A 24,607-nucleotide genomic window follows, 5' to 3' on the forward strand; every position below is an offset into this window, starting at 1 on the left:
AGGGGTGCAGGGGCCGGATCCGGCCGGTGGATCTGGCGCCGGATCTCGAAGGCCCGGTCGTCCCTCGGGGGCGGCGGGCGCGGGGCGTTGTCAGTGGGTGCTGGCAGGCTGCGCGCATGACGGACAGTGAGAGTGCCCGCATGGCACGGATCGTGAGCGGGTTGCCGACGGCGGCCCTGGACCTCCTGAGGGAGACCGACTGGGACTCCCTCCGGCACGCCTACGGTTCGGCCCGGGACATCCCCGTGTCCCTGTGCTTCCTCCTGGACGACGATCCCAAGGTGCGGTCCAGCGCGCTGGGGGCGCTGGACATGGGCGTACTGCACCAGGGCTCGCTGTACTCCGTCACCGCGCCCGCGGCGCTGTTCGTCGCCGCGATCCTCGACCACCCCTTGGGTGTCACCGAGCACGAAGGGCACGTCCCGTGGGACGACGGGTCGCCGCGCGGCCTGCGGGCCTCCCTGCTGGCGTGGCTGGGGCGGGTCGCCGAGTCGGCCGCGTACGGGGAGGACCCGGGGCGCAGCCGCCTGTGCTGGGACTGGGAACCCTGGCACGACGCGTTGCCGGACGACCGCGGTCCGGACGACTTCGCCGCGCTGCACGCGTGCCGGGCGATCCGGCCGGCCCTCTACGACGCCATCGAGCCGTCCCTGTCCTCGCCCGATCCCCACGTCCGCGAGGCCGCGCTCGGCGCCGCGGTGCAGCTCCTGCGCGCCCCGGGGCTCGCCGACCGGATACCCCGCGCCGCCGCTCTGGTCCGGGCCCGGGTGGGCGACGGGTCGGGTCGACGGCAGGGCGACGGGTCGGGTCGACGGCAGGGTGACGAGAAGGGTCGACGGGAGCGGGCCGTCGCGGCGTGGGCGCTTGGTCAGTGGCGGTGCGACGTCTCGGACCTGCTCGTCGATCCCGACCCGGCCGTGCGGGTCTGCGCCGCGCTGGGCCCCGACCCAGCCGACCGGCCGCGCGCCCTCGCCGTGCTCCTCGACGCGTTGCGGGACCCGGAGACGACGGACGGCTGGTTCCCCGAGCCGCTGCCGGGCCTCGACGGGTGGTTCCGGTTCACGGTGCTGCGGCATGCGCTCGCCCTGGCCGCGTCGTTCGAGGAGGTGGCACCGGTGGCCGTCGCCCTTGTGGCCGGTTTCCGCCCGTCGGTCGTCGACTACGAGCGTGGGCCGCTCCTCCTCCTGGCCTTCCCCGGCGGGTACGACCCGGCCCACCCGCTCACCCCCGCCCAGCGCGACCTGCTGCGCGCCTTCGTGGACACCGAGGGGGCGGCGGCCGGTATCACCCAGAACGTGGTGTGGTTCCGTGCGGCCGGGCTGCCGGAGAGCCCGGAGGAGGTCGCCGCGCTGTTGTGACGTAATGCTTCGGTTGGCGGGTCGGCCGGTGAGCGCGCGGGTCGGCGGGGTGGTGGGTGAACTGGCTGGATCCTGCTGTGCGTCGGGACGCCAGGGCGCCAGGATGGGGGCGCGAAGGTGGGAGGGCACGGGGGCCGGAGGGGGTGCGTGAGGGCGTGCGGTACACGCTGGCCGAGGCGGAGCACGGGCACGTCTGGGGCCGCTGCGCCGATGTGGAGGGGCTGTTCGGAGATTCCGGGCGGGGGACGTACGAGCTGTTCGACTGGATTCCGGAGCGGGCCGACAGGCTCGCGTGGCTGGGCAGCCGGGTGTGCCTGGTGCCGGATGACGAGACGCTCGGTGTCTGGCTGCTGGAGGACGCGGAGATTGTGGGGCGGGGCCCCGCGGGCAGTCTGGTGCTCACGGCCCTGGACGACCATGAGGGCCCGCCGGAGGGGTACAGGGGCCGCGTTCGCGTGCACGACGGGTACCGCGCGCTGGGGTCCTGCCAGGAATTCACCCGCATCCTGCCCCCCGATGCGGCGCCGCCGCCGCTCGTGCTGCGGGGGCTCGCGCCGGGCGACCGGTTGAGGGCGGCACTGGAGGAGGGCACCCGGCGCGCGCTGGACCTGGGCGACGCCGCGCTCGAGATACGGGACGACGAGGGCGAGCTGCTGTCCGACCGGCCGCTGTCGGCCACCGTCAGCGTTTGGCGCCCGTCGTCCTGCGGGGCGGGCCTGATCGACCTGGAACTCGACGCGGGCCGTCTCGACACGGTCCCCACCCATGCCCGGCCCGTCTGGGAGCGCTGGTTCTCCGGGCCGCCGGGAGACGTCAACGCCTGGGCCGCACTCGACACCCGTCGCCGCGGGGTGTGGCACGAACTCGTCCGGGATCGGGCCTGCCGCCGATCGCACCGCGACCGTTCGCCGGGGCACGCGTACGAACTCGACGGCCGGTTCATCACCGATGAGCCGGCGCTCTACCTGGCTCTCGGCGAGGCGGTCAACGGGCCGGGCGGCTACTTCGGCGGGTGTCTGGCTGCTCTCGACGACTGCTTGGGCGGCGCGTTCGGCTACACCGGCCCCGCCCCGCTGCTCTGGCGGGACGCCGCGGTCGCACGCGCGCACCTGTCCGACACCCTGACCGGGGAGGGTCGGCCCCACGACTTGTTCGCCGCCGTCCTCCAGACGCTGGCCGACGGCGGCGTGGACGTCACCTTGGCGTGAGCCGGCCATCGGGCAGGTGCCGGCCACCGGCCGGGGACCGACCATCGGGCAGGGACCGGCCACCGGGCGGGGACCGACCGTCGGGCGGGGACCGACCACCTACCTCCCGGTCCACACCGAGGGCACCCGCGCGATGCTCGGCGAGCACATCGCCGCCCTGGACTCCGGCAACGCCCACGGCCGCGCCGGGAACCCCACCGAGATCGCCGAGATCGACTCCTTCCCGGCCGGCCCGGCCGGCTCCTCCGTCAACGGTGCCGTGCTGTTCGCCGACGGGGGCGAGCGCAGCGCCCTTCGCGCCTGAGGGGCCGCGCCCGGGCGCCGCCGCGCCGCGCTTCCGCCCCGCGTCCGGGTCAGGCGGAGGACGCCTCCAGGGCGGCGGCCTCGTGCACGGTCTGGACGAAGGCGCGCACCTTCGCCGTGTTGCCGGTGGCCGGCCAGACCAGGCCGTAGTGGACGGGCGGCGCGTCGCTGAACGGGACGTAGACGATGTCCGGGCGGGAGTAGTAGTGCGCCGCGCGCAGGCACGTCGGTGACACGCCCTTGCCCGCGCCGACCAGGGCGAGCACGTCCTGCCAGGCCGAGGCCGACGGCCCGCGGGGGATGGCCCGGCCGCTGGGGGTGCGCCGGGGGTAGTGCAGGTCGAGGAAGTACTCCGGTTGATCGGTGACCGAGATCAGCGGCGCCTGCGCGAGGTCCTCCAGGGACACGGTCGCGCGCTCGGCGAAGGGGTGGCCGGCGGGGACCACGAGGGCGCGGGGCTCCGTGAAGAGCACCGGGCCGTTGACGATGTCGGGCTCGTCGATGGGCAGCTCGATGAGCTGGAGGTCGCAGAGACCGTCCCGCATCGGCGTGAGCGGCTCCTCCATCTGGGAGTTGCGGAACTGGATCACACAGTGCGGGTGACGGGTGCGGAAGATGTCCGCGGCCGCCACGACCAGATTGCCGCACCAGGCGGCCGAGTACCCCACTCGGAGTTCCCCGGTGAAGGTGCGGCCCGCTTCGACGGCTGCCGCCAGCGTCTCCTGGATCTGCCGGTATCCGACCGACAGGCCGTCCCGCAACTGGCTCCCGATCGGCGTCAGTTGCACGCTGCGGCTGGTGCGCTTGAAGAGTTCGGCGCCGATGACGCGTTCCTGCTTCTTGATGGCCTGGCTGACGCGGGCCGGGGTGACGTGCAGCCGCTCCGCGGTGCGGCCGAAGTGCAGTTCCTCCGCCAGGACCAGGAAGATCTCTATTTCCCGCAGCTCCACTGTCCCCCCCCGTCGACCGTGAACTCTCAGGTTAACCGTCCGTGCAGGATAGGCCGTTGATCGGCCTGCGCGGTGCGCGGATCCTTGCGTGAGGAAAGTCGTCGCAGAGGAGACCAGCTATGAACATCGTGGCATCGGCGCTGCTCCTGACCGTCGCCGATCCGGCGGCGTCGAGCCGGTTCTTCACCACCCACCTGGGCTTCCGCGAGGTCCTGCTCACGGCGGAGGCCGTCCATCTCGCACGGGACGACGCGGCCGCCGACGTGGTCGTGCTCCAAGCCCCCACGGGCGACGGGCAGCCGGTGCGCGCGGGCACGCGGGCGTCGTCGGACGTCGCGATCTGCCTCACCGTCACCGGTCTCGCGGCCGAACACGAGCGGCTGCGACGCGAGCGGGCGCACATCACCCTGCCCCTGCGCCAGGAGGCGTGGGGGGAGTGGGCGGTGCAACTCACCGATCCCAACGGCGTGGTGATCCGGCTCGTGGAGTGGGTTCCCCCCGCGGGTGCCTGACGGCCCCGTCACCCCGTCAAGGACCTCCTCGTCAAGGCCCTCCCCGTCAAGGACCTCCTCGTCAAGGTCCTCCTCGTCAAGGTCCTCCTCGTCAAGGTCCTCCTCGTCAAGGACCTCCTCGTCAAGGACCTCCTCGTCAAGGACCTCCTCGTCAAGGTCCTCCTCCCAACTCGCCCGGTGCCCCGACCGGCACCGCCCGCCCGGCCCTTCCCGCCCGGCCTGCAACGAAAGGACGCCATGTCGTCATCTGTCATGTCCGCAACCGCCGTGGAGGGTGGTCTCCAGCCGCCCTCCGCACTGTCCGCCGTGAACCTGCGCAAGTCCTACGGCGACAAAGTCGTCCTCGACGGGATCGACCTGACCGTCCCCCCGGGAACGGTCTTCGCCCTGCTCGGCCCGAACGGCGCGGGCAAGACCACCGCCGTCAAGATCCTCTCCACCCTCATCGGCGCGGACGCGGGATCGGTGCGCATCGGCGGCCACGACCCGGCCACCGACGCGCACGCGGCCCGCTCGATGATCGGGGTGACCGGCCAGTTCTCCGCGGTCGACGGTCTGATCACCGGGGAGGAGAACATGCTCCTCATGGCCGACCTGCACCACCTCTCCAAGAAGGAGGGGCGGCGGGTCGCCGGTGAACTGCTGGAACGCTTCGACCTGGTGGAGGCGGCGCGGAAGCCGGCCTCCACCTACTCCGGCGGCATGAAGCGCCGCCTGGACATCGCCATGACGCTGGTCGGCGGTCCGCGGATCATCTTCCTCGACGAGCCGACCACCGGACTCGACCCGCGCTCCCGCCACACCATGTGGCAGATCATCCGGGACCTCGTCACCGGCGGCGTCACCGTCTTCCTCACCACCCAGTACCTGGAGGAGGCCGACCAACTCGCCGACCGCATCGCCGTGCTGAGCGACGGGAAGATCGCCGCCGAGGGCACCGCGGAGGAACTGAAACGGATGATCCCCGGCGGCCACATCCGGCTCCGCTTCACCGACCCGGCCGTCTACCAGCACGCCGTGTCCGTCCTGGAGGGGGCCACCCGCGACGACGACGCGCTGGCGCTGCGCATCCCGAGCGACGGCAGTCAGCGCGAACTGCGCTCCATCCTCGACTGGCTGGACGCGGCCGGTCTCGAGGCGGACGAACTGACCGTCCACACACCCGACCTCGACGACGTGTTCTTCGCCCTCACCGGCGGCACCCCCGACGCCCCGGCCGCCACCCCGGCCCGCCCGACCAAGGAAACCGTCCGATGAGCTCTCTCTCCCTCGCCGTGCGCGACTCCTCCACGATGCTGCGCCGCAACCTCCTGCACGCCCGCCGCTACCCGTCGCTCACCCTGAACCTGCTGCTCACCCCGATCATGCTGCTCCTGCTGTTCGTCTACATCTTCGGCGACACCATGAGCGGCGGGGCGGGCCGCGACGCCTACATCGCCTTCATCGTCCCGGGCATCCTGCTCATGACCATCGGCTCCACCACCATCGGCACCGCCGTCTCGGTCTCCACCGACATGAACGAGGGCATCATCGCCCGCTTCCGCACCATGGCCATCCACCGCGGTTCCATCCTCTTCGGCCATGTCGTCGGAAGCGTCGTGCAGACCCTGGCGAGCCTGGTCCTCGTCGGCGCCGTCGGTGTCGCCATGGGCTTCCGCTCGGTGGACGCCACCTTCGTGGAGTGGCTCGCCGCCTTCGGACTGCTCGCCTTCTTCACCCTCGCGTTCACCTGGATCGCCGTCGGCATGGGGCTGGGCAGCCCCAACGCCGAAGCCGCCAGCAACAACGCCATGCCGCTCATCCTGCTGCCCCTGATCTCCAGCGCCTTCGTCCCCCTGCACTCGATGCCCGGCTGGTTCCAGCCGATCGCCCAGTATCAGCCGTTCACGCCCGCCATCGAGACCCTGCGCGGTCTCCTGCTGGGGACCGGGATCGGCAACAACTGGTGGATCGCGCTGGCCTGGTGCCTGGCCCTCACCCTCCTCGGCCACCGCTGGTCCACGGCCCAGTTCGACGCCGACCCGAAGTAGGCGACCGCACTCGTGCGCAGGGGCGTCAGGCCTTGCGGTAGGCGACCGCGCTCGTGCGCAGGGGCGTCAGGCCTTGCTCCAGCCGCCCGCGCCCGAGTAGAGGTCGATCAGGTCCACCACGAAGACGAGGGTCGAGCCCGGGGGGATCAGCGGTGACGGCGACTGATTCCCGTAACCGAGACGTGGGGGAACGACGATCTCGCGCCGGCCGCCGACCCGCATCCCCTTCACCCCCCGGTCCCAGCCCTTGATGACCCTGCCGCCGCCCAGGGCGAACTTGAACGGCAGCCCCCGGTCCCAGGAGGCGTCGAACTCCTTGCCGGACGCGAAGGTCACCCCGACGTAGTGGACCCTGACCACCATGCCCGGCTTCGCCTCGGCCCCGTCCCCGACGATCATGTCCCGGACGGTCAGCTCGGTCGGCGCGTCCCCCTCCGGGACGACGACCTCGGGCCTCGTCGATTCACCCATCGCACCCTCACCACTCTCTCTGTCGCACATGCCCTCCGCACCGGCCGGCCGGACACCCTGAACACGCTACGGGGCATGCTGTCAGGCCGGTCCGCGGCAGCGGCGCAGGGGCCGCCCTCCGGTCCGGGCGGTCGCGGCCCCTCCGGGCCGGGGGAGGCACCTGGTCGGACGCGCACCGCTCGCCGCTGCCCGGCGCCGGACCCAGGCTGGTGCCCACCAGGAAGAGAGGGGTGGGCCCGAGCATGAGCCGCACGTCCGCTCCCGAGCGACCCGGCCGCCACGCCGACGCCCCGCGCGGCCGGGGTGACGGCCCGGGCGCCGCCGACGCCGCCGCGCGGACCGGGCGACGGACGGGTACGGGCGGCTCCGGACGTGCCGCGCCGTGACGGCGGACCGCGGCATCTCCCGGAGTCCGGCGGCGGCGGCGCGGGCGGCCCTGAAGAGGCTCGGCCGCCCGCGGCCCGCCGACGTGAGTTCCGGTGCCGTCACCGGGCTCTTCTCGATCCCCGAAGGCATGGCGTACGCCGCCATTGCCGGATTCAACCCGGTGGCCGGGCTGTACGCGGGCGTCGTGCCCGCGATCGTCGGCTCGTTCACCACCCGGACCGTGCTGATGGTCACCACGCTCACCAGCGCCATCGCGCTGACCTCGCAGAGCGTGCTGTCCGACGCCGGACTGGACCCCGAGGACGCCGGGAACATCGCGACGCTGACCCTGATGGTCGGCGTCGTCATGCTGCTGATGGGCCTGCTGCGCCTGGGCGTGGTGCTCAGCTTCGTCTCCAACGCCGTGATGACCGGCTTCTCCACCGGCATCGCCCTCCAGATCATCACCGGCGTCCTCAAGGACGCCACCGGCTACGCACCACAGGGCCACAACAAGCTGTACCAACTGGGCGACTGGCTCGCGCACATCGGTGAGTGGAAGGGCGCCGCGACGCTGGTCGCCGTCATCACCGTCGCCGTCTGGGCGGCCTCCCGCGCCGTAGAGAAACTAAAACCCGTGGCGCTGCTGATCGCCATGGTCGTGGTCAGCGCCGGGGTCGCCGTCCTCTCCACCGACGTGGAGCTGGTCCGCGACATCGCCCGCATCCCCGCGCGCCTGCCCGGCTTCTCCGCACCGGACCCCGCCGCCGTGCCCTCCCTCGTCGGCGGGGCCTTCTCCGTCGCGCTCGTCGCCCTGGCGCAGGCCGCCGGGATCGCGCCGTCCATGCCGAACCCGGACGGCAGCCGCTCCGACGTCGACGGTGACTTCCGCGCCCAGGGATACGCCAACGCGCTCGGCGGGCTCTTCCAGGCACTGCCCAGCGGCGGCTCGATGTCCCGGACCGGCGTCGCGGTCAGCGCGGGCGCCCGCACCCGGTGGGCCGGGATCATCTCCGGCGTCTTCCTCGCCCTGGTGGTGCTGGTGTGCGGTCCGCTCGCCGAGCGCATCCCGATGCCGGTGATCGGCGGCCTGATCCTGGTGGTCGGCGGCGAGCTGATCCGGGGCCGACGGCACGACGTCGCGCTGGTCCTGCGGACGTCCTGGATGTCGGCCGCCGCGATGATCCTCACCTTCCTGGCCACCACCCAGCTCCCGCTCCAGCAGGCCATCGTGATCGGCGCCGTGCTGTCGCTCCTGCTGTACTGCGTCCGGGCCGCACGGCAGGCACGCCTCGTCGCCCTCGTCCGGGCGGGCGACGGCCGGTGGAGCACGGCGCCCCCGCCGACGCGCCTCACGCCCGGCGGGATCACCGTCCTGGACTACGCGGGCTCCTCGTTCTTCGCCGAACTCCCCAGGATCGAGGCGCAGCTGCCGACGCCGGACGCCGCGCGGGGCAGCGTCGTCATCCTGGTGGTCCGCGCGCTGCCCGACGTGCCGTCCTCCGCCGTCCTCACCCTCCTCGACCGGTACGCGGCCTCGCTCGCGGCCCGGGGCGGACGGCTGATCATCGCCGGGGCGCAGCCGTCGCTGGTCCGGCTCCTGCGGGCGTCGGGGCTCGCGGGCCGGCTCGGCGAAGGAGGCGTCGTCCCCGCCCGGGCCGAGATCTTCGCCCCGCTGGACACGGCGCTCGCCACCGCGCGGGCGTGGCGCGACGGCAACGCCGGGAACAAGGGCGAGAACAACCGCGAGAACGGCCCGGGAGACGGCCCGAGGAACGGCCCGGGAGACGGCCCGAGGACCGTCCCGGGAGACGGCCCGGCGAACAGCCCCGGGAACAGGACGGACGCGCCGGTGGACGAACCCTGAACCCCGGGGCGCGGCCAGGCCCCGGTTCGCCAGCCCCGCCCGCCCGACCTGCCCGCCAGAAGCAGAGCCCCCAGCATGAGGGGGCAAGATCCGCACCGCCGAACGGAGCCGCACCATGAGCGCCCTGCCCTTCGAGGACACCACCGACTTCGAGAACGCCGACCGTGGCTTCATCGACGCCCTGGACCCGGCGGTCGTGAAGACGGACGACGGCCGCGTCGTCTACGACAACGACGCCTACGACTTCCTCAAGGGCGACTGCCCCGACACGGCCAGCCCGAGCCTGTGGCGCCAGGCCCAGCTCTGCTCCCGCCAGGGCCTGTACGAGGTGTGCGAGGGCATCTACCAGATCCGCGGCCTCGACCTGTCCAACATGACACTCGTCGAGGGCGAGCGCGGCGTCGTCGTCATCGACCCGCTGCTCAGCGTCGAGACCGCCGCCGCGGGCCTCGCCCTCTACCGGCGGCACCGCGGCGAGCGCCCCGTCACCGGCCTCGTCTACACGCACTCCCACGGCGACCACTTCGGCGGCTCGCGCGGCGTCCTGCCCCGCGGCACCGAGGACGGCGTACCGATCCTCGCCCCGGAGGGCTTCCTGGAGCACGCGGTCAGCGAGAACGTGTACGCGGGCAACGCCATGACCCGCCGCGCCATCTTCATGTACGGCGACCGGCTGCCCAAGGCGGCCGACGGACAGATCAGCGCCGGCCTGGGCATGACCACCTCGAACGGCACGATCAGCCTCGTCCCGCCGACCCACGACATCACCCGCACCGGCCAGGAGGAGACGGTCGACGGCGTCCGCATCGTCTTCCAGCTCACCCCCGGCACCGAGGCCCCGGCGGAGATGAACTTCCTCTTCCCCGACAGGCGCGCCCTGTGCCTGGCCGAGAACGCCACGCACAACCTGCACAACATCCTGACCCTGCGCGGCGCCGTGGTCCGCGACTCCCGCGTCTGGGCCCGCTACCTGGACGAGGCCATCGAGTACTTCGGCGACGGCTACGACGTCGCGTTCGCCTCGCACCACTGGCCCACCTGGGGCCGCGAGAACGTCGTCGCGTTCCTGGCCGCCCAGCGCGACCTGTACGCCTACCTCCACGACCAGACCCTGCGCCTGCTCAACGACGGCCTGACCGGTCCGGAGATCGCCGAACAGCTGGAGCTGCCGCCGGCCCTGGAGAACTCCTGGCACGCACGCGGCTACTACGGCTCCGTCAACCACAACATCAAGGCGATCTACCAGCGCTACCTGGGCTGGTTCGACGGCAACGTCGCCCACCTGTGGGAGCACCCGCCCGTCGCACTCGCCCAGCGCTACGTCGACGCCCTCGGCGGCCCCGAACAGGCCCTGAGCACGGCCCGCGGATACGTGGACGCGGGCGACCTGCGCTTCGCCGCCACCCTCCTCAACCACCTCGTCTTCGCGACACCCGACAACGCCGACGCGAAGACGGCCCTGGCCGACGTCTACGACCGGCTCGGCCACGGCGCGGAGAACGGCACCTGGCGCAACTTCTACCTCACCTCGGCGATGGAGCTGCGCCACGGCGTCAACCCCATCGCCATCGACACCACCAACCCCGAGATGGCGATGGCCCTGACGACCGACATGGTGCTGGACTCCCTCGCCATCCGCATCGACGGCCCGCGCGCCTGGGACGACGACCTCACCATCGACCTCGTCCTCACCGACGAGGACCGCCGCCACCGCCTCACCCTCCACAACGGCGCCCTCACCCACCGCACGGTGACCGCCCCGAGGTCGGAGGCGGGCCTGACCCTGACCCTGACCAGGCCCCGACTCCTCGGCGTCCTCGCCGGGCAGGGCCTGGACGGCGTCGACGCGCACGGCGACACGTCGCTCCTCGGCCGGCTCTTCTCCTACGTCACCGAGCCCGACAGGGCCTTCCCGATCGTCACCCCGTAGGACCCGCGCTCAGCTGCCGCCGTCACCGCCCCGGTCACCGCCGCCGGCACTGTCGTCGTCCTCGTCGAACACGTGCACGGCGAACACGTTGATGTCGATCTCGCCCACGTCCAGACCGGTCATGGTCTCCACGGCGTCGGTGACGTGGGTGCGGATGTGGTCGGCCAGCTCGTGGATCGGCATGCCGTACTCCACCTCGATGTCGACATCGACCCGCACCCGCCCGTCGTCCACGTCGACCTTCACCGAGCGGCCCGCGTCGGATCCCCCGGACATCCGGCCGGTGACCGCGCCCAGAGCCTTCGACGGGCCCCTGCCGACGGAGTGGACGCCGTCGGTGCCGCGGATCGCGATGCCGGCGATCGTCGCGATGACGTTGTCCGCGATCGTGGTCGTGCCCCGCGAGGTCGTACCCCGCGAAGCCGACGGGCCCGCGCCCTTGTCGGCGGCGGTAGGGGGCCGCGATCCCGCGTTCGGACCGTTCGCCGTCGCACTGCCGTAGCCGAGGTCGGTGTCGGACATGGCCGCCTCCCAGAGTGACCGGAGCGGGCGGCGTGTCCGCCCGTCAGGGCGCCTCCTCCACTCTGCGCCCGCCGCCCGCGCTGCGCCATTCGGGTGACCGGGGGCGCCCGGCGGCCCGAGCGGTGGAGCAGGTCCGCGCGCGACCGGGGCCGCGCCGCGCCGGGCCCGGGGCCGGGCGCCACCTGTTCGGGCTATCAGGCCGCGCCCTTGCGGCCCGCGCGTTGAAGAGTGGTCCCCATGACCGAACGCTCGCGAAGCCCCCAGGCCACCGCCTCCCGGTCCCGGCCTCGGGACACCGACCGAGCCGCCCCCGACCTGCGGGAGCTGGTCCAGGAAGCGTGCCGCACGCTGACCGACCTCATCGGCTTCCCCACCGAGGGGGTGTCGGCCGTCTGCCCGACCGACAGCGACGGCTGGCGGGTCAGCGTCGACGTCCTGGAAGTGGCACGCATCCCCGACACCACCAGCCTCCTGGCCACCTACGAGGTGGAACTCGACGCACACGGACGCCTGAAGCAGTACCGCAGAGTCCGCCGCTACCGACGCGGATGGGCGGACAGCTGACGCGCGACCCGCGCGCCACCCGAGAGAACAGGGCCCCGCCATGACCACCACCTACAGCGAGGACGTCGTCGCCTGCGCACCGCGCGCGGGCACGCTGTACGACGTCCTGGAACTCATACTCGACCGCGGGATGGTCATCGACGTCTTCGTGCGGGTCTCGCTCGTCGGCATCGAGATCCTCAAGATCGACGCACGGATCGTGATCGCCTCCGTGGACACCTACCTGCGGTTCGCCGAGGCGTGCAACCGCCTGGACCTGGAGCACGACAGCCGCAGCAAGACCGTCCCGGAACTCTTCGGCGGGGGCGGCGCCGCGGCGGCCATGGGCAAGGCCGGCGCCAAGAAGGCCGCCCGCTCCGTCGGGGACAAGGTGAAGGACACCCTCGGTCTCGACTCCGGCTCCGACGAGGACACGGACGACGAGGAGCAGGAGACCTCCCGGCCGCGCCGCGGTGGCACCTCCCGCTCCCGCCCCACCGGCCGCGCCGCCAGACGGCCCCGCTCCCCGCGCCGCGACGAAGAGGACGACTGACCGTGCCCGCACCTCCCGCCCGCTCCAGCCTGTACGTGTACGCCCTCACGGACCCGGCGACCGCCGGACACGCGCGCCGTTGCCCGGCGGTGGGGGACCAGGGCGCATCCGTCACGGTCCTCGTCCAGGACGACCTGGCCGCCGTCGTGAGCCCCGCGGCCGAGCGGCCGCGGGCCCGCCGCCGTGATCTGCGCGCGCACCAGGACGTGCTGAACGCGCTCCTCGCGCACGGTCCCGTCCTGCCCATGCGCTTCGGGATGATCGCCGCCGACGAGGAGGCCGTACGGGCCGACATGTCCGCCCGGCGCGCGCAGAACCTGTCCGCCCTGGCGCGCGTGGCCGGGAGGGCCGAGTGGAACGTCAAGGGCGAGTCCGTCCCCGAGGCCCTGCCCGAACTGCTGCGTGAGGACGCCGGTCTGCGCGCCCTGCGCGCGAGCACCCGCCAGCGCCCGGGGTACGAGGCCGACGTCCGGCTGGGCCAGGCGATCGCCGCCGCACTCCAGCGCCGTGCGGAAGCCGCGGCCCGGGACGTCGTCGCCCATCTCGACGCCCTCGCGGTGGACGTGCGCGTCGGCGGCGCGGTCGCGGGAGGAGCCCTGAACAGTTCCTTCCTGGTGGCGCAGAGCGACGAGGCCCCGTTCCGCCGGGCCGTCCAGGCACTCGCCGAGCGGCATCGGGGCCGGATCGCCCTCACCGTCACCGGCCCGCTGCCCTGCTACAGCTTCGTCGGCGGCGACGCCGTGCCCGCGGGCCAGTGACGTGGGCCTGATCAGCGGCCTGCTCCTGCTGCCCCTGGCCCCGGTCAGGGGCGTCGGCTGGGTCGCCGACCGGCTCATCGACGCGGCGGAGCGTGAGCTGTACGACCCCGACGTCCTGCGGGCCCGGCTCTCCGCCCTCAACGACGCCCTCGACCACGGCGACATCGACCTCGCCCGCTTCGAACGCGAGGAGGAGCACCTGCTCGACCTCCTCGAACGACGCCCGCCCTCGCTCCATCAACCGGCCTCCTGACACGCGTCGGCTGGCCCTCTACCCACGGGAATTGTGCGATGAACGAATGCAGCAGAATCGCCCTCGGCGCAGCAGTGGCGGGCGGCTACCTTCTGGGCCGCACCAAGAAGGCCAAACTGGCCTTCGCCGTGGGCTCCTATCTCGCGGGCCGCAAGTTCGGCCTCTCGCCCCAGGAGTTGTTGCGTCAGGGTGCCCAGCGGCTGCGGGAGACACCGCAGTTCGCCGAGCTGACCGACCAGGTCAGGGGCGAGTTGCTGGACGCCGGCCGTGCCGCGGTGTCCGCGGCGGCCGATCGCCGGCTGGGGTCCTTCGCCGACCTGCTCGCCGACCGGACCCAGTCGCTGCGTTCCGCGCGTGACGACCGGGACGCCGAGGACGACCGGGACGACGACGACACGGCCCCGGACCGCGACGGCGAGGAGAGCGCCGACGGCTGGGACGACGCGGACGACCGTTACGACGACGACCGCTACGAGGACGAGGACGACGGCGAGGGCGAGCCGTACGACGACGAGGAGGACGAGGACGACGAGGAGGACGAGGAGGACGAGGCCGCGCCGGGCCCGGAGGACGACACCGACGACGCCGACGACGCCGACGACACCGATGACACCGACGGCTACGACGACCAGGACGACCACGACGGATCCGGCTCCCGACGGCGGCGTTCGACCGCGCAGAGCCGGGACAACGGCCCGGCGCGCGGCGAAAGGGCCCACCGGCGGACGCACCGTGATTCCGGCCGCCAGCCCGCGCCCCGCCGGGGTGCGGCCCGTGAAAGCTCCAGTGCCGTCGCGAAGCCGGCGCAGAAGCGGGCGTCGTCGGGACGGTCGGCGTCGCGGAAGAGGCCTGCGGGCGGCAGGTCGAGCAGCCCGGAGCCTGGCGGATCCGACCGCACCGAGTCCACCGCCGACCAGCGGGCGGGCACCAGTACGGGGAAACGGAGCGAGGGCCGCCGTACGGCGCAGCGGAGCGCGCCCGCGAAGAAGACGGCGGCCAAGAAGACGGCGGCGAAGAAGACCACCGCGAAGAAGGCTCCCGCCAAGCAGACCGCGGCGAAGAAGACGGCCCCCGCGAAGAAGTCGACCCCCGCGAAGAAGTCCGCCTCCGGGACCACGGCCAAGAAGACGGCGGCCAAGCAGACCGTGGCGAAGAAGACGGCGGCGAAGAAGACCGCGCCTTCGCGCAAGACGGCAGCGAAGAACACCGCGACTAAGAAGTCCGCGGCCAAGAAGACGGCAGCGAAAAAGACCACGGCGAAGAAGACAACGGCGAAGAAGACGACAACGAAGAAGACCGCGGCGAAGAAGTCGGGAGCCGCGAAGCGGACGACCGGTACCACGTCGACCCGTTCGAGGCGAAGGAGCTGACCCGGCCATGGCCGAACAGAAGAGAAGTGGCAGCCGGAGCAGCAGCTCGCACGACGACGGCGGGTCCCCGATGGACCGGCTGCGTGACGAGTTCACCGACTTCCTCGACGCCCAGGCCCAGCAGCTGACGGACAAGCTGGGCGACACCCTGACCGGCCTGACCGGAAAGTTGCAGGACGCCGCGGAGAACGGCGGCACGCTGCCGCGCGTCGGCGCCAGGGTGCTGAAGGGCGACTCGCCCGTGAAGGCCATGGTCGGGGAGAAGGCCAAGGACCTCAAGGACGGTGTGGTGGGGAAGGCGAAGGAACTGTTCTCGTCGGGCGGTCGCGGGGGCGGGGCCGGAGACACCAAGGTCACCAACATCGTCGAGGTCGTCGACGTGGGCGTCCCGCTGCGCACGGTCTACGACCAGTGGACCCAGTACGAGGAGTTCAGCAGCTTCACGAAGGGCGTCCGGAGCGTCTCGGCGTCCGACGAGGTGAGTTCGGACTGGAAGGTGAAGGTCGGCCCCTCCAGCCGGAGCTGGAAGGCCACCGTCCAGGAGCAGTTGCCGGACGACCGGATCGTCTGGACCTCCGAGGGCAGCAAGGGCTCCACCCGCGGCGCGGTCAGCTTCCACGAGCTGGCTCCGACGCTGACCCGCATCGTGCTGGTCGTCGAGTACTACCCGGCCGGCTTCTTCGAGAAGACCGGCAACCTCTGGCGCGCGCAGGGCCGCCGGCTCCGCCTCGACCTCAAGCACTTCGCCCGTTACGTCACGCTCAACGCCGACGAGGACGTGGAGGGGTGGCGCGGCGAGATCCGCGACGGCGAGGTCGTCCGCAGCCACGAGGAAGGGCTGGAGGACGACGAGGACGACGAGTCGTACGACTCCGATGCCGATGCGCGGGACGACGACGCCGACGCCGACGCCGCCGACGACGCCGACGACGAGGACTACGCCGAGGAGGACGGCTACGAGGAGCCGTACGACGACGACGCCGAGGACGACGACGCCGAGGACGACGACGCCGAGGACGACGACGCGGCCGAGCGGCCTGCACGGAGGCGATGATCACCTGTGTCCGAACTCGACACGTGGCGCACCTCGGCCCCTGCGGCGGACATGGAGCGCCGGTCCGACGGAAGCCTGGCCGACATCCTGGAACGCGTGCTGGACAAGGGCGTCGTGATCGCCGGTGACATCAAGATCGACCTGCTGGACATCGAACTGCTCACCATCCGGGTACGCCTGTTCATCGCCTCCGTGGACACCGCCCGCAAGGCCGGGATCGACTGGTGGGAGACGGACCCGGCGCTGTCCTCCCGCGCCGCTCGTGACGGCCTGCGCGAGGAGAACCGCAGGCTGCGCGCCGAGCTGGCGGAGCTGAAGCCGGGGGACGGCGACGAGACGCAGGACCGGCTGGAGCGGATGAGGGAGACCCGGTGACGGAGCGTGCACTCGATTCGACGCCCGCGGTCTGCGTCTTCGCCGTACGGCGTGGACGCGGCCCGGAGCTGCCCCGGGACCTGGCGGGGCACGACGGCGGGGGCCGGGTGCGGCTCCTTCCGTTCGGCGCGCTGTGGGCCGTGGTCCAGGACGTCCCGGCGGATCGGTACTCGCGCGAGGCCCTTCAGCGGAAGCTGGCGGATCCCGCGACGCTGGAGCGCTGTGTCCGGGCGCATCACGACGTCGTGACCGCGTTCGCCGTGCGCGCCGGGGCGATCCCCCTTCCGCTGGCGACGCTCTACCACTCGCAGGAGCGTGCGCAGGCGGCTCTCCGCGCCGGTGAGGGGGCGTTCGACCGCGGTCTCCGGCGGATCTCCGGCCGCAGGGAGTGGGCCGTGAAGGTCAGTCTCGTCGCGGGCCCGCCGGCGACGCCGGCCGCCTCGTCCCCGCAGCCGGTGGACGGGGCCGCTCCGGCGTCCAGGCCCGGGGGGCGCGCCTACCTGGCCCGGCTGCGCGAGCGCGGTCAGGACCGGGAGCGGCGCAGGGAACAGGCCGTCGAGGCGGCCGAACTCCTCGACAGGGCCGCCCGATCGGTGGCGACGGCCGCTGTGCGCCGCCGTCTGCACAGCGCCGAGATCACCGGCCGCGACCGCACGCAGATCATGAACGCCGCCTACCTGGTCGACGAGGAGCGCGGGCGGGAGTTCGTCGCGCTGCTCGACCGGCTGCGTGCGGCGCCCGAGCTGGGGGACTGCGCCGTGGAGATCGCCGGGCCCTGGGTGCCGTACTCCTTCGTGGAGGCCGTGGTGCCCTCCACGCAGGACCCGTCCGACCCGTCCGACCCGTCCGACCCGTCCGTCCCGCCCGGCCCGTCCGACCCGCCAGGCCCGTCCGGCCCGACTGAGCAGCCCAGCCGGGCCGAGCAGCGCGCGCGGTCCGATCGGGAACCGGCCTCGCGGCACGTGGAAGGAAGTCCCGTATGAGCCGCCCGGCCGGCACGGAACCGGTCGCGTGGCAGGGCCCCGACAGCGGTGCGCCCATCGGCGTACCTCTGGTGGATCTCCTGGACCGGGTGCTGGCCACGGGTGTCGTGGTCAGCGGCGACCTGGTCATCGCCATCGCCGAAGTCCCGCTCGTCCGCATCTCGTTGCACGCGCTGCTGGCATCCGTGAGCGAACGCGTCCCCGCCCCCTGGGCCGACGGAGGACCCCTGTGACCGCGAACGCCCGCATCGACCTCGACGCCGAAACGGTCGGCCGCGACCTCGCGTCCCTCGTCCTGACCGTGGTGGAACTGCTCCGCCAACTGATGGAACGCCAGGCGGTCCGCCGATTCGACGCGGGCGACCTCACGCCGGAGCAGGAGGACCGACTCGGCACCGCCCTGATGCAACTCGACGACTGCATGACGGAGTTGTGCGAACGCCACGGGCTGCGCCGTGAGGACCTCAACCTCGATCTCGGCCCGCTCGGTTCCCTGCTGCCCTACGACTGACGGCGTCGATCGTCGAACGGGTCCGGATCAGCGGTTTCCGATCCGGGGGCGACGGGCAGCCGGGAGGAACCAGCTTGTGCGGGAGTTACGACTCGCGGTGCAAGAAGCCATGACTCACCACAGGAGGGCCTGAGATGCTGAAGGCCATTGCGGACGTTCTGCGATCGATCGGTGGCGCCGTCGGGACGGTCGTCACTCTTCCGTTCCGCGCGGTCGCGCGACTCTTTTCCGGAGCCTCCGCCAGCGCTCACGGAAACCACTGACACACCGCACACCCGTCGGCGAAAGGGCGGAGGCGACTTCTGGTCGCCTCCGCCCTTTCGGCTGTTCGCGTGCGGGGGCCGCGCGAGGAGAGCCGGTTGAGGAGGGGGTGTCATTCGCGGCGGAGGGAGCACACGGTGTGCATGACGCATTGGACGATAGCCATCGAAGCGACGGGTGACGACGCTCTGGTCAGCGCGATCGCCCCGGACGCGATCGTGCACGCCTTCGATGCGGAGGTGCGCGAACCTCCGCACGAAGTCTCCTCCGCGTACGTGGTGAGATCCGAGGTCGACTGGAGCGCGTCGCTTCAGCGGGGACGGCGGTGCACGCTGTGCGCCGGGGTCGTGCCGCTCACCTGACGGTGAGGGCCGCTCCGCACGTGCCGTCGCACCGTGCGGAGCGGCGCCGCCCTGGCGGGGCCGTCAAATGACGGTCAGATGCCGGTGGGGTGCGCCTCGCACGCCTCGGCCCGCGTACGGAAGATCTCGAAGACCTGGTCGGACCCGGTCAGGGCGAGCAGCCGGCTCACCGTCGGATGCGGTGCGGCGAGCACCAGGCGGCCGCCGGACTCCTGGGCCCTGCGGTGCAGCCTCAGCAGCGCGTTGAAGCCCGACGAGTCACAGAACGTGACTGCCGACATGTCCATGATGACCGTCGGCGAGGTGGCGAGCAGATCCTGGACCTGCGTGTACAGGTCGACGGACGCGTGCAGGTCCAGCTCGCCCTTGGCGTGCACGAGGACGCGTCGTCCCTCGGGGGCGTCGACATGCAAGATGAGTCCGTTCACGTCTGTCCTCCGGACATCCGGGTCGTGCCGTGGTCGTTCCGTGCGGCGTACCACCAGTACCCCGGCGGCCCCCGCTCAGGCAGTCGGATGCCCCTCACGCACTCGCATAATCGTACATAAAGTCCCTTCTTTTCGAAGGTGCCCGCGTCCGCTCCGGGCGCCGGAGCGGCCCGCCCGTCCGGCCCGGGCTCAGCCCTGCGCCCGCTCCGCCACCGGCTGCCACTTCTCCCACACCGCGAGACGCTGCTCGTAGTCGGCCTTGGCGATGCCCAGCGGCGCGGAGCCGAGGAAGCAGCGCAGCGGCGGCTCGTCGGCGTCGACGATCTCCAGCACGGCCGCGGCGGACGCGGCCGGATCACCCGGCGTGCCGACACGCTTGCGGCGCTGCTCCTGCACTTCCTTGTGGAAGTCGGCGTAGGCGGGCAGCGGCTGGGACGTGCTCGATGAGGAACCCGCCCAGTCGGTGGCGAACCCGCCGGGCTCGATCAGCGTGACGTTGATGCCGAACGGTGCCACTTCCTGGGCCAGCGCCTGACTCATGCCTTCGAGCGCCCACTTCGACGCGTGGTAGATCCCGACCAGCGGGAAGGCGCTGATGCCTCCGATGGAGGAGACCTGGAGGATGTGGCCGCTGCCCTGCTCGCGCAGGAACGGCAGGGCCGCCTGCGTGATCCACAGGGCGCCGAAGAGGTTGGTCTCCAGCTGGGCGCGCGCCTCGGCCTCGGTCAGCTCCTCGATCATGCCGAAGTGGCCGTAGCCGGCGTTGTTCACCACCACGTCGAGGCGGCCGAACGTCTCGTGCGCCTGCCGCACGGCGGCGAAGCCGGCTTCGCGGTCCGTCACGTCGAGCCGCAGCGGCAGCAGCCGGTCCCCGTACTTCGCGCGGAGATCGTCCAGCGTGGAGAGGTCGCGCGCGGTCGCGGCCACCGAATCGCCGCGTTCGAGGGCGGCGACGGCCCACTCCCGGCCGAAGCCGCGCGAGGCACCGGTGATGAACCAGATCTTCTGCGTCATGGTGTGCTCCCTCGGGAAAACTCGTCATCCGGGCGGACGGCACTTCACCCGTCTCTTCCACAGACAACACCTTGGAGTGCACGCGAAGGCAAGTTGGTACGCCTTGTCCGCGATGACCGCGTCAGGCCGACGGGCCGAAGGTCCGTCGGACCTTCGGCCCGTCGGCGGAGCGCGCGGGAACCGGCCGGGGCGGCTCGGCCGTCAGCGGCTGCCGAGTATCCCGCCGTACTTCAGCGCGCTCGACGGCGAGGGCAGGCCGAGCTTGCCGGGGGTGACGTCGTAGGAGCCGGCGGCGGAGGCCGCGGGCAGCACCCAGACGCCGCCCGAGCCGCTGTTCTCACCGGGCGATCCGACGGCGATGTCGAGGGCGCCGTCGTGGTCGTGGTCCCCGGTCGCGAGCGCGGCGCCGAACGCGTCACCCGCCTCCGCGGCGCCGGGAACGCCCGGGGTGTTCTGGTGGAACGCCACCGAGTGCCCCGCGCCGTTCGCGTCGACGAGCCCGGTCGGGCCGCCCAGGAGCAGCGTCGCGGCGCCCGCCCCGGCGCGGTCCCCGATGGCCTCGCCGGGCGCGCCCGCGATCAGGTCGTCGCGGCCGTCGCCGTCGACGTCCGCCGCGGTGAGGGCCGCTCCGAAGTGGTCGCCGGCCTCGGCGACGCCCCGGACCCCGGGCGTGTCCTGGTTGAGGGTCTGCTGGCGGTAGCCGAAGTTCCAGGGGATGCCGGCGCCGTAATGGACGTGGATGCCGCCGCCCAGGGCGAGTTCCTCCGGGCCGCAGGGGTCGTCGATGTTCTCGTCGGCGATCTCGCGGCATTCGCCGAGGGCCAGGTCGTCGTGGCCGTCCCCGTCGAAGTCGCCGGTGGCCAGCGCGGAGACGCCGGCGTTGTCGGTGTTCCAGAAGTTGGCGAGCGACTTCTCCGCGGGGGACCAGCTCCACAGGCGTACGTGCGACTGGGTGAAGGGGGTCGTGGACCAGTACCCGGTGGCCAGGTCGGCGACGCCGTCGTCACTGCCGTCGAGGTCCGCGACCGCGAGGACCGGCGCGCGTCCGCCCATGGCGCCGGTGAACACGGTGCTGGCGGGACCGCCGCCCTGCTTCAGCACGACCTTGTCCGTCGCGCCGATCGCGACGTCCGTCCTGCCGTCGCCGGTGAGGTCGGCCGCCGCCAGGGACTTTCCGTACGCGGCCGCGGCCGAGGGGCCGTTGAGGACGGTGGTGCCGGTGCCCAGGCCGCTCCGGGCGCCGTACAGGACGGCGACCGTGCCCGCGTCGGTGCCCGCGCCGCCGACATCCTCGCCCGGGGCTCCGACGACCAGGTCCGCCCTGCCGTCGCCGTTCATGTCGGTCACGCTCACCGCGGCGCCGAACCGGTCGCCCTTCTCCGGGGTGCCGGGGACACCGGGGGTCGCCTGGGTGACCCGGGTGTCGCCGCTCGCGTCGAGCCCGTCCGGGCCGCCCCAGACCACGTCGACGTACCCGGCCCCGGCCCTGCCGTCGACGGCGCCGCCCGGCACGCCGACGGCGAGGTCGGCGTAACCGTCGCCGTTGATGTCGCTGGTGAGCGCGGTCGGCGCCGCCGGGGTGGCGGCGGTCGCGGGCGCTGCGAGGGGCAGGCCGGCGGTGGCCGCGGCGGCGACCGTCACTGCTGCGGCGTAGGTCCGTATGCGCACGGGGGGCTCCAACTCGGTTGCAGGGCACAGGGGTACTCCTGTGACAGCCGAGCGGGGGCCGAGGTTGTACGTGCGGCGGCTTCAGTGCCATCGGCACGTCCACGGGCGGGGCCCGGCGGTGTGCCGGGCCCCGCGTGTCTCGCCGCGGACCGCATCGTGACCGCGGTCCCGGCGGCAGGACCGCCGCTGCGGCTACATGTGGCGGCCGGTGCGTCGGCGACCGCCCCAGAGCAGGAGTCCGCCACCGCTCGCGAGGGCCGCGGCGGCGATGCCGCCCCACAGTGTGGCGTCGAAATCGTCCTCGCCGGTGTCGGCGAGCGTTCCGCGGCTGGAGGACGGGCTGGGAACCGGCGGCGGACTCTCACCGCTCCGGGTCGGTGACGGACTCGGGGTCACGCTCTGTGTGGGGGTCGGCGTGGGAGTTGGCGTGGGGGTCGGTGTCGGAGTCGGCGTGGGGGTAGGCGTCGGGGTCGGTGTGGGCGTCGGTGTGGGCGTCGGTGTGGGCGTGGGTGTCGGGGTCGGCGTGGGCGTCGGTGTGGCCGTCTGCGGCTGCGTGGGCGTCGGCGTGGGTGTGGACGCCGGCGTGCAGTCCGCGTGGACTTCGCCCAACCGTGCGCCGGCGATGGGGCCGTCGTGGACGGTGTTGCCAGAGAGGTCGTGCAGGACGCCGGTGACGCTCACGTCGAACCAGGCCTCGGCGGTGTACGCGCCCGGTGTCTGGGCCCCGCCGGCGGGGATCACGTGCTGGGTGAACGTGACGGTCAGCGAGCTGGTGCCCAGCGTGTCGGGCGCGCCGAGATCCTCGCCGCTGACGCTCAACGTGGTGGTGCCCAGGCCGACGGGCCGGTCGAGGATCATGATCTGCTGCCCGGCGGTGCGGGCGTACCCCAGGGCGTAGGGGCCGGTCGGCGGCGGGGTGCACTCCGCGTAGGTGTTCAGGGTTCCGGCGCTGCCCGAAGGGGTGCGGATGAAGTCCTGGCCGTGCACCTGGACCACCAGGCCCGCCGCGTCGACCTTGGCGTAGTTCTTGCCGTCGGCCCGCGAGGTGGTGACCGCGTGGGTGCCGTCCGTGTAGTGGGCGAGGACACCGTCGGGATCGGAGAAGTCCCCGGTGTCCGGTGCGCCGTTGACGGGAGGCGATCCCGCTGTCCCGTAGGTACCGGAGAAGGCGCTGGTATCCAGCGCGGGAACGTCCGACAGGGTCAGATCGATGAGCGCCGCGCTGGTGGTGCCGCCCGCCGCGGCGCGCGCGGTACTGCTGGTGGACACCCCCGCGACGACCAGGGCACCGACGACGGCGGCGGTACCGGCCACGGTCAGGGAGGTGGAGGCGGACTGCCGCCAGACGGCAGGAAGGGAGGGAAGGGCACGCATCGTTCCTCTCTAGAACAACCGCGGACGGGCCGGACGCTGACTCGCCCGGATTCCGGTCACCGTCACTCTCCGGACCCACAATGCGCCTTGCCGACGATATGAACGCGACGCGTGATCGCACCGAACCCCGGATAGGGCCGGTGCGGTGGCGGTTCTGTTCCCTGCGCGGCGATCCGAGGACACGCCTGCGTCGACTCGTAGGCTCCGGCAGATGATCAATGTGTTCGAGGACCACAGCGGGTACGTGGCCGTCCATCACGGCTGGGAGCAGACCGTCGTAGGGAGCACCGCGCACACCGCGGTGGCCCGCCTCCACGCGCTCCTCGTCTCCCACCGCGACGCCGGAGCGGCGCGCTTCCTCACCACCTCTGACGGGATGCCGGCCACGGACGCGGACATCGACCTGGCGCTGGTGGAGATCCGCGAATACGCGCAGGCCAAAGGGGTCGACCTGGCCGTCCTCGACGAGCCGGAGGCGCACGGTCCCGCCGACGGGAGGGTGCGGAACCATCGATTCCGCCGGATCGGCTCCCTGCCCGGGCGGTGAGCTCGGGGCCGCGCCCCCGGTGACGTCCCGCCAACTCTGATGCCCTGGAAGCGGGTCGGACCTCCTGCGGGTACAGGACGGCGGATCGAGTCTCTATCATCGGGATCATCACGATCGTCGTGATGATCGGATGATCGTCAGGACTCGCTCATGATCGTTGGTGAGGGTTTCACGCGGAGGAAGCCAAGGGTGTTCTCGGTGCAGGTCACGCAGGTCACGCAGGTCACGCAGGTCACGCAGGTCACGCAGGTCGGCCAGGTCGGCCAGGTCGGTCCGGAGGACCGGGGCGCGGTGTTCGCGCTGCGTGGCGAACTCGACTTCGAGAGCGTGGTGCAGCTGCACGAGGCGGGCGAGGCGGAACTCGCCGCGGGCCGTGGGGCGGGCCCGGTGGTGGTCGACTGCACCCTCCTGACGTTCTGCGACTCCTCCGGTATCTGCGCGCTGCTCGGACTGTCCCAGCAGTTGGCCGCGCAGGACCGGGTCCTGCGCCTGGCGGCCGTGCCGGACTCGGTGGCCCGCCTGTTCTCGCTGACGGGCCTGGACCAGATCTTCTCCGTGTACGCCGACGCGGGCCGAGCCCTGGCCGCGGACGCCGCCCCCCGTGACATCGTGGCGGACGATGCCGCACAGCCGAAGGAGAGGCAGAACATATGACGCGCGTACCGGGACAGCCCGCGCCGTGGCCTGCTGAGGCGCGGACCGGTGTGCGCGGCGTCGCCGCATCGAGCGCCGACGATGACCTGCGCTCCCTGTTCGGACAGTCGTCGGCGGTCTTCGCGTCCCTGGCCGGTCCGGCGCACATGCTGGAGACGGCGAACGCGGCGTTCTTCACGGCGATCGGCGGGCCGGAGCGCACTCGTACGGGGTTGCCGATCGGGCAGTTGATGCCGGAACTGGTGGAGCAGGGTTTTGTCGCGCTCCTCGACCGGGTCTACCGCACGGGTACGCCGTACACCGCGCGGGAGGCCCGTGTGGTGCTGGGTGTGGGTGCGCAGGCCCGTGAGGCGTTCTTCGACTTCACGTACGAGCCGCGGGT

General features: G+C 72.5%; 29 protein-coding genes and 1 pseudogene. 23 read left to right on the forward strand and 7 right to left on the reverse strand.

Translation table 11 applies throughout. From position 1 onward, the window contains the following. Window positions 1-116: 116 nt before the first annotated feature. From ACIP5K_RS16990 to ACIP5K_RS17000, 3 genes are all read left to right on the forward strand, one after another. The gene (locus ACIP5K_RS16990; protein ID WP_401410135.1) at window positions 117-1,358 is read left to right on the forward strand and encodes a hypothetical protein; all 1,242 of its coding nucleotides are present in this window, start codon (window positions 117-119) and stop codon (window positions 1,356-1,358) included. A 155-nt stretch (window positions 1,359-1,513) separates the two neighbouring features. Next, window positions 1,514-2,566 carry a hypothetical protein gene (locus ACIP5K_RS16995; RefSeq protein WP_401410136.1) on the forward strand — a complete coding sequence of 351 codons (1,053 nt, stop codon included), beginning with the start codon at window positions 1,514-1,516 and terminating at the stop codon, window positions 2,564-2,566. A 16-nt stretch (window positions 2,567-2,582) separates the two neighbouring features. Then, complete coding sequence (locus ACIP5K_RS17000; RefSeq protein ID WP_401410137.1) at window positions 2,583-2,870, forward strand: hypothetical protein; 288 nt, start codon at window positions 2,583-2,585, stop codon at window positions 2,868-2,870. Window positions 2,871-2,919: 49 nt separating this feature from the next. Here the strand turns inward: ACIP5K_RS17000 and ACIP5K_RS17005 are convergent, their stop codons facing one another. Further along, window positions 2,920-3,819, reverse strand: a complete 900-nt coding sequence (locus ACIP5K_RS17005; protein ID WP_401410139.1) for a LysR family transcriptional regulator — start codon at window positions 3,817-3,819, stop codon at window positions 2,920-2,922. A gap of 119 nt (window positions 3,820-3,938) precedes the next feature. Between ACIP5K_RS17005 and ACIP5K_RS17010 the strand changes: the two genes are divergently transcribed. The 3 genes from ACIP5K_RS17010 (at window position 3,939) to ACIP5K_RS17020 (ending at window position 6,361) form a co-directional block, all read left to right on the forward strand. Further along, window positions 3,939-4,331, forward strand: a complete 393-nt coding sequence (locus ACIP5K_RS17010) for a VOC family protein (RefSeq protein ID WP_401410141.1) — start codon at window positions 3,939-3,941, stop codon at window positions 4,329-4,331. 252 nt (window positions 4,332-4,583) lie between these two features. Continuing rightward, on the forward strand, window positions 4,584-5,588 hold the full coding sequence (locus ACIP5K_RS17015; RefSeq protein WP_401410143.1) for an ATP-binding cassette domain-containing protein: 1,005 nt from the start codon (window positions 4,584-4,586) through the stop codon (window positions 5,586-5,588). After that, complete coding sequence (locus tag ACIP5K_RS17020) at window positions 5,585-6,361, forward strand: ABC transporter permease (protein WP_401410145.1); 777 nt, start codon at window positions 5,585-5,587, stop codon at window positions 6,359-6,361. Before ACIP5K_RS17015 ends, ACIP5K_RS17020 begins: the two co-directional genes overlap by 4 nt. A gap of 66 nt (window positions 6,362-6,427) precedes the next feature. Here the strand turns inward: ACIP5K_RS17020 and ACIP5K_RS17025 are convergent, their stop codons facing one another. Further along, the gene (locus ACIP5K_RS17025) at window positions 6,428-6,832 is read right to left on the reverse strand and encodes an FKBP-type peptidyl-prolyl cis-trans isomerase (protein ID WP_401410147.1); all 405 of its coding nucleotides are present in this window, start codon (window positions 6,830-6,832) and stop codon (window positions 6,428-6,430) included. Between the two features lie 382 nt (window positions 6,833-7,214). Here ACIP5K_RS17025 and ACIP5K_RS17030 point away from each other — a divergent pair, with 382 nt between their 5' ends. Beyond that, complete coding sequence (locus tag ACIP5K_RS17030) at window positions 7,215-9,065, forward strand: SulP family inorganic anion transporter (protein WP_401410149.1); 1,851 nt, start codon at window positions 7,215-7,217, stop codon at window positions 9,063-9,065. A 115-nt stretch (window positions 9,066-9,180) separates the two neighbouring features. Beyond that, window positions 9,181-10,995, forward strand: a complete 1,815-nt coding sequence (locus tag ACIP5K_RS17035; RefSeq protein WP_401410151.1) for an alkyl/aryl-sulfatase — start codon at window positions 9,181-9,183, stop codon at window positions 10,993-10,995. A 9-nt stretch (window positions 10,996-11,004) separates the two neighbouring features. Here the strand turns inward: ACIP5K_RS17035 and ACIP5K_RS17040 are convergent, their stop codons facing one another. Continuing rightward, on the reverse strand, window positions 11,005-11,517 hold the full coding sequence (locus ACIP5K_RS17040) for an Asp23/Gls24 family envelope stress response protein (protein ID WP_401410153.1): 513 nt from the start codon (window positions 11,515-11,517) through the stop codon (window positions 11,005-11,007). A 237-nt stretch (window positions 11,518-11,754) separates the two neighbouring features. Between ACIP5K_RS17040 and gvpO the strand changes: the two genes are divergently transcribed. The 12 genes from gvpO (at window position 11,755) to ACIP5K_RS17100 (ending at window position 18,540) form a co-directional block, all read left to right on the forward strand. Then, window positions 11,755-12,081, forward strand: coding sequence for a gas vesicle protein GvpO (gvpO, locus tag ACIP5K_RS17045; protein ID WP_401410155.1), 327 nt, complete (start codon window positions 11,755-11,757; stop codon window positions 12,079-12,081). A gap of 40 nt (window positions 12,082-12,121) precedes the next feature. After that, a complete protein-coding gene (gene gvpJ / locus ACIP5K_RS17050; protein ID WP_401410157.1) occupies window positions 12,122-12,613 on the forward strand; it encodes a gas vesicle protein GvpJ in 492 nt (163 codons plus the stop codon). Between the two features lie 2 nt (window positions 12,614-12,615). Then, window positions 12,616-13,371 carry a GvpL/GvpF family gas vesicle protein gene (locus ACIP5K_RS17055; RefSeq protein ID WP_401410159.1) on the forward strand — a complete coding sequence of 252 codons (756 nt, stop codon included), beginning with the start codon at window positions 12,616-12,618 and terminating at the stop codon, window positions 13,369-13,371. Window position 13,372: 1 nt separating this feature from the next. Beyond that, on the forward strand, window positions 13,373-13,624 hold the full coding sequence (locus ACIP5K_RS17060) for a gas vesicle protein GvpG (protein WP_401410161.1): 252 nt from the start codon (window positions 13,373-13,375) through the stop codon (window positions 13,622-13,624). Window positions 13,625-13,662: 38 nt separating this feature from the next. Next, window positions 13,663-14,994 (forward strand): histone protein, encoded by a 1,332-nt coding sequence (locus ACIP5K_RS17065; RefSeq protein WP_401410163.1) that lies wholly within the window; start codon window positions 13,663-13,665, stop codon window positions 14,992-14,994. A gap of 7 nt (window positions 14,995-15,001) precedes the next feature. Next, the gene (locus tag ACIP5K_RS17070; RefSeq protein WP_401410165.1) at window positions 15,002-16,048 is read left to right on the forward strand and encodes an SRPBCC family protein; all 1,047 of its coding nucleotides are present in this window, start codon (window positions 15,002-15,004) and stop codon (window positions 16,046-16,048) included. 51 nt (window positions 16,049-16,099) lie between these two features. Further along, window positions 16,100-16,423 (forward strand): gas vesicle protein, encoded by a 324-nt coding sequence (locus tag ACIP5K_RS17075; RefSeq protein ID WP_401410238.1) that lies wholly within the window; start codon window positions 16,100-16,102, stop codon window positions 16,421-16,423. Then, entirely contained in the window at window positions 16,420-17,406 is a 987-nt protein-coding gene (locus tag ACIP5K_RS17080) for a GvpL/GvpF family gas vesicle protein (RefSeq protein ID WP_401410167.1), read from the forward strand. Before ACIP5K_RS17075 ends, ACIP5K_RS17080 begins: the two co-directional genes overlap by 4 nt. Next, entirely contained in the window at window positions 17,403-17,639 is a 237-nt protein-coding gene (locus ACIP5K_RS17085; RefSeq protein ID WP_401410169.1) for a gas vesicle protein, read from the forward strand. The genes ACIP5K_RS17080 and ACIP5K_RS17085 overlap by 4 nt, the downstream gene beginning before the upstream one ends. Next, on the forward strand, window positions 17,636-17,917 hold the full coding sequence (locus tag ACIP5K_RS17090) for a gas vesicle protein K (RefSeq protein WP_401410171.1): 282 nt from the start codon (window positions 17,636-17,638) through the stop codon (window positions 17,915-17,917). Before ACIP5K_RS17085 ends, ACIP5K_RS17090 begins: the two co-directional genes overlap by 4 nt. Before the next feature lie 134 nt (window positions 17,918-18,051). Then, window positions 18,052-18,180 (forward strand): LPFR motif small protein, encoded by a 129-nt coding sequence (locus tag ACIP5K_RS17095; RefSeq protein ID WP_401410173.1) that lies wholly within the window; start codon window positions 18,052-18,054, stop codon window positions 18,178-18,180. A 141-nt stretch (window positions 18,181-18,321) separates the two neighbouring features. Next, window positions 18,322-18,540, forward strand: a complete 219-nt coding sequence (locus ACIP5K_RS17100) for a hypothetical protein (protein WP_401410175.1) — start codon at window positions 18,322-18,324, stop codon at window positions 18,538-18,540. 74 nt (window positions 18,541-18,614) lie between these two features. Here the strand turns inward: ACIP5K_RS17100 and ACIP5K_RS17105 are convergent, their stop codons facing one another. From ACIP5K_RS17105 to ACIP5K_RS17120, 4 genes are all read right to left on the reverse strand, one after another. After that, window positions 18,615-18,968, reverse strand: a complete 354-nt coding sequence (locus ACIP5K_RS17105; protein ID WP_401410177.1) for an STAS domain-containing protein — start codon at window positions 18,966-18,968, stop codon at window positions 18,615-18,617. A gap of 189 nt (window positions 18,969-19,157) precedes the next feature. Continuing rightward, the gene (locus tag ACIP5K_RS17110) at window positions 19,158-19,982 is read right to left on the reverse strand and encodes an SDR family oxidoreductase (RefSeq protein ID WP_401410179.1); all 825 of its coding nucleotides are present in this window, start codon (window positions 19,980-19,982) and stop codon (window positions 19,158-19,160) included. 201 nt (window positions 19,983-20,183) lie between these two features. Further along, the gene (locus ACIP5K_RS17115) at window positions 20,184-21,650 is read right to left on the reverse strand and encodes an FG-GAP repeat protein (protein WP_401410181.1); all 1,467 of its coding nucleotides are present in this window, start codon (window positions 21,648-21,650) and stop codon (window positions 20,184-20,186) included. A gap of 192 nt (window positions 21,651-21,842) precedes the next feature. Further along, the gene (locus ACIP5K_RS17120; protein WP_401410183.1) at window positions 21,843-23,024 is read right to left on the reverse strand and encodes an LPXTG cell wall anchor domain-containing protein; all 1,182 of its coding nucleotides are present in this window, start codon (window positions 23,022-23,024) and stop codon (window positions 21,843-21,845) included. Between the two features lie 211 nt (window positions 23,025-23,235). On the opposite strand from ACIP5K_RS17120, the gene ACIP5K_RS17125 reads away from it, so the two are divergent. The 3 genes and pseudogenes from ACIP5K_RS17125 to ACIP5K_RS17135 form a co-directional block, all read left to right on the forward strand. Beyond that, window positions 23,236-23,571, forward strand: coding sequence for a hypothetical protein (locus ACIP5K_RS17125; RefSeq protein ID WP_401410185.1), 336 nt, complete (start codon window positions 23,236-23,238; stop codon window positions 23,569-23,571). A 189-nt stretch (window positions 23,572-23,760) separates the two neighbouring features. Beyond that, window positions 23,761-24,225, forward strand: a complete 465-nt coding sequence (locus ACIP5K_RS17130; RefSeq protein ID WP_401410187.1) for an STAS domain-containing protein — start codon at window positions 23,761-23,763, stop codon at window positions 24,223-24,225. Further along, a pseudogene (locus ACIP5K_RS17135) lies at window positions 24,222-24,607 on the forward strand (hypothetical protein); the annotation flags it as partial. The gene ACIP5K_RS17130 and the pseudogene ACIP5K_RS17135, both read left to right, overlap by 4 nt.

Source organism: Streptomyces sp. NPDC088785, from assembly GCF_044750685.1.
GTDB lineage: Bacteria > Actinomycetota > Actinomycetes > Streptomycetales > Streptomycetaceae > Streptomyces.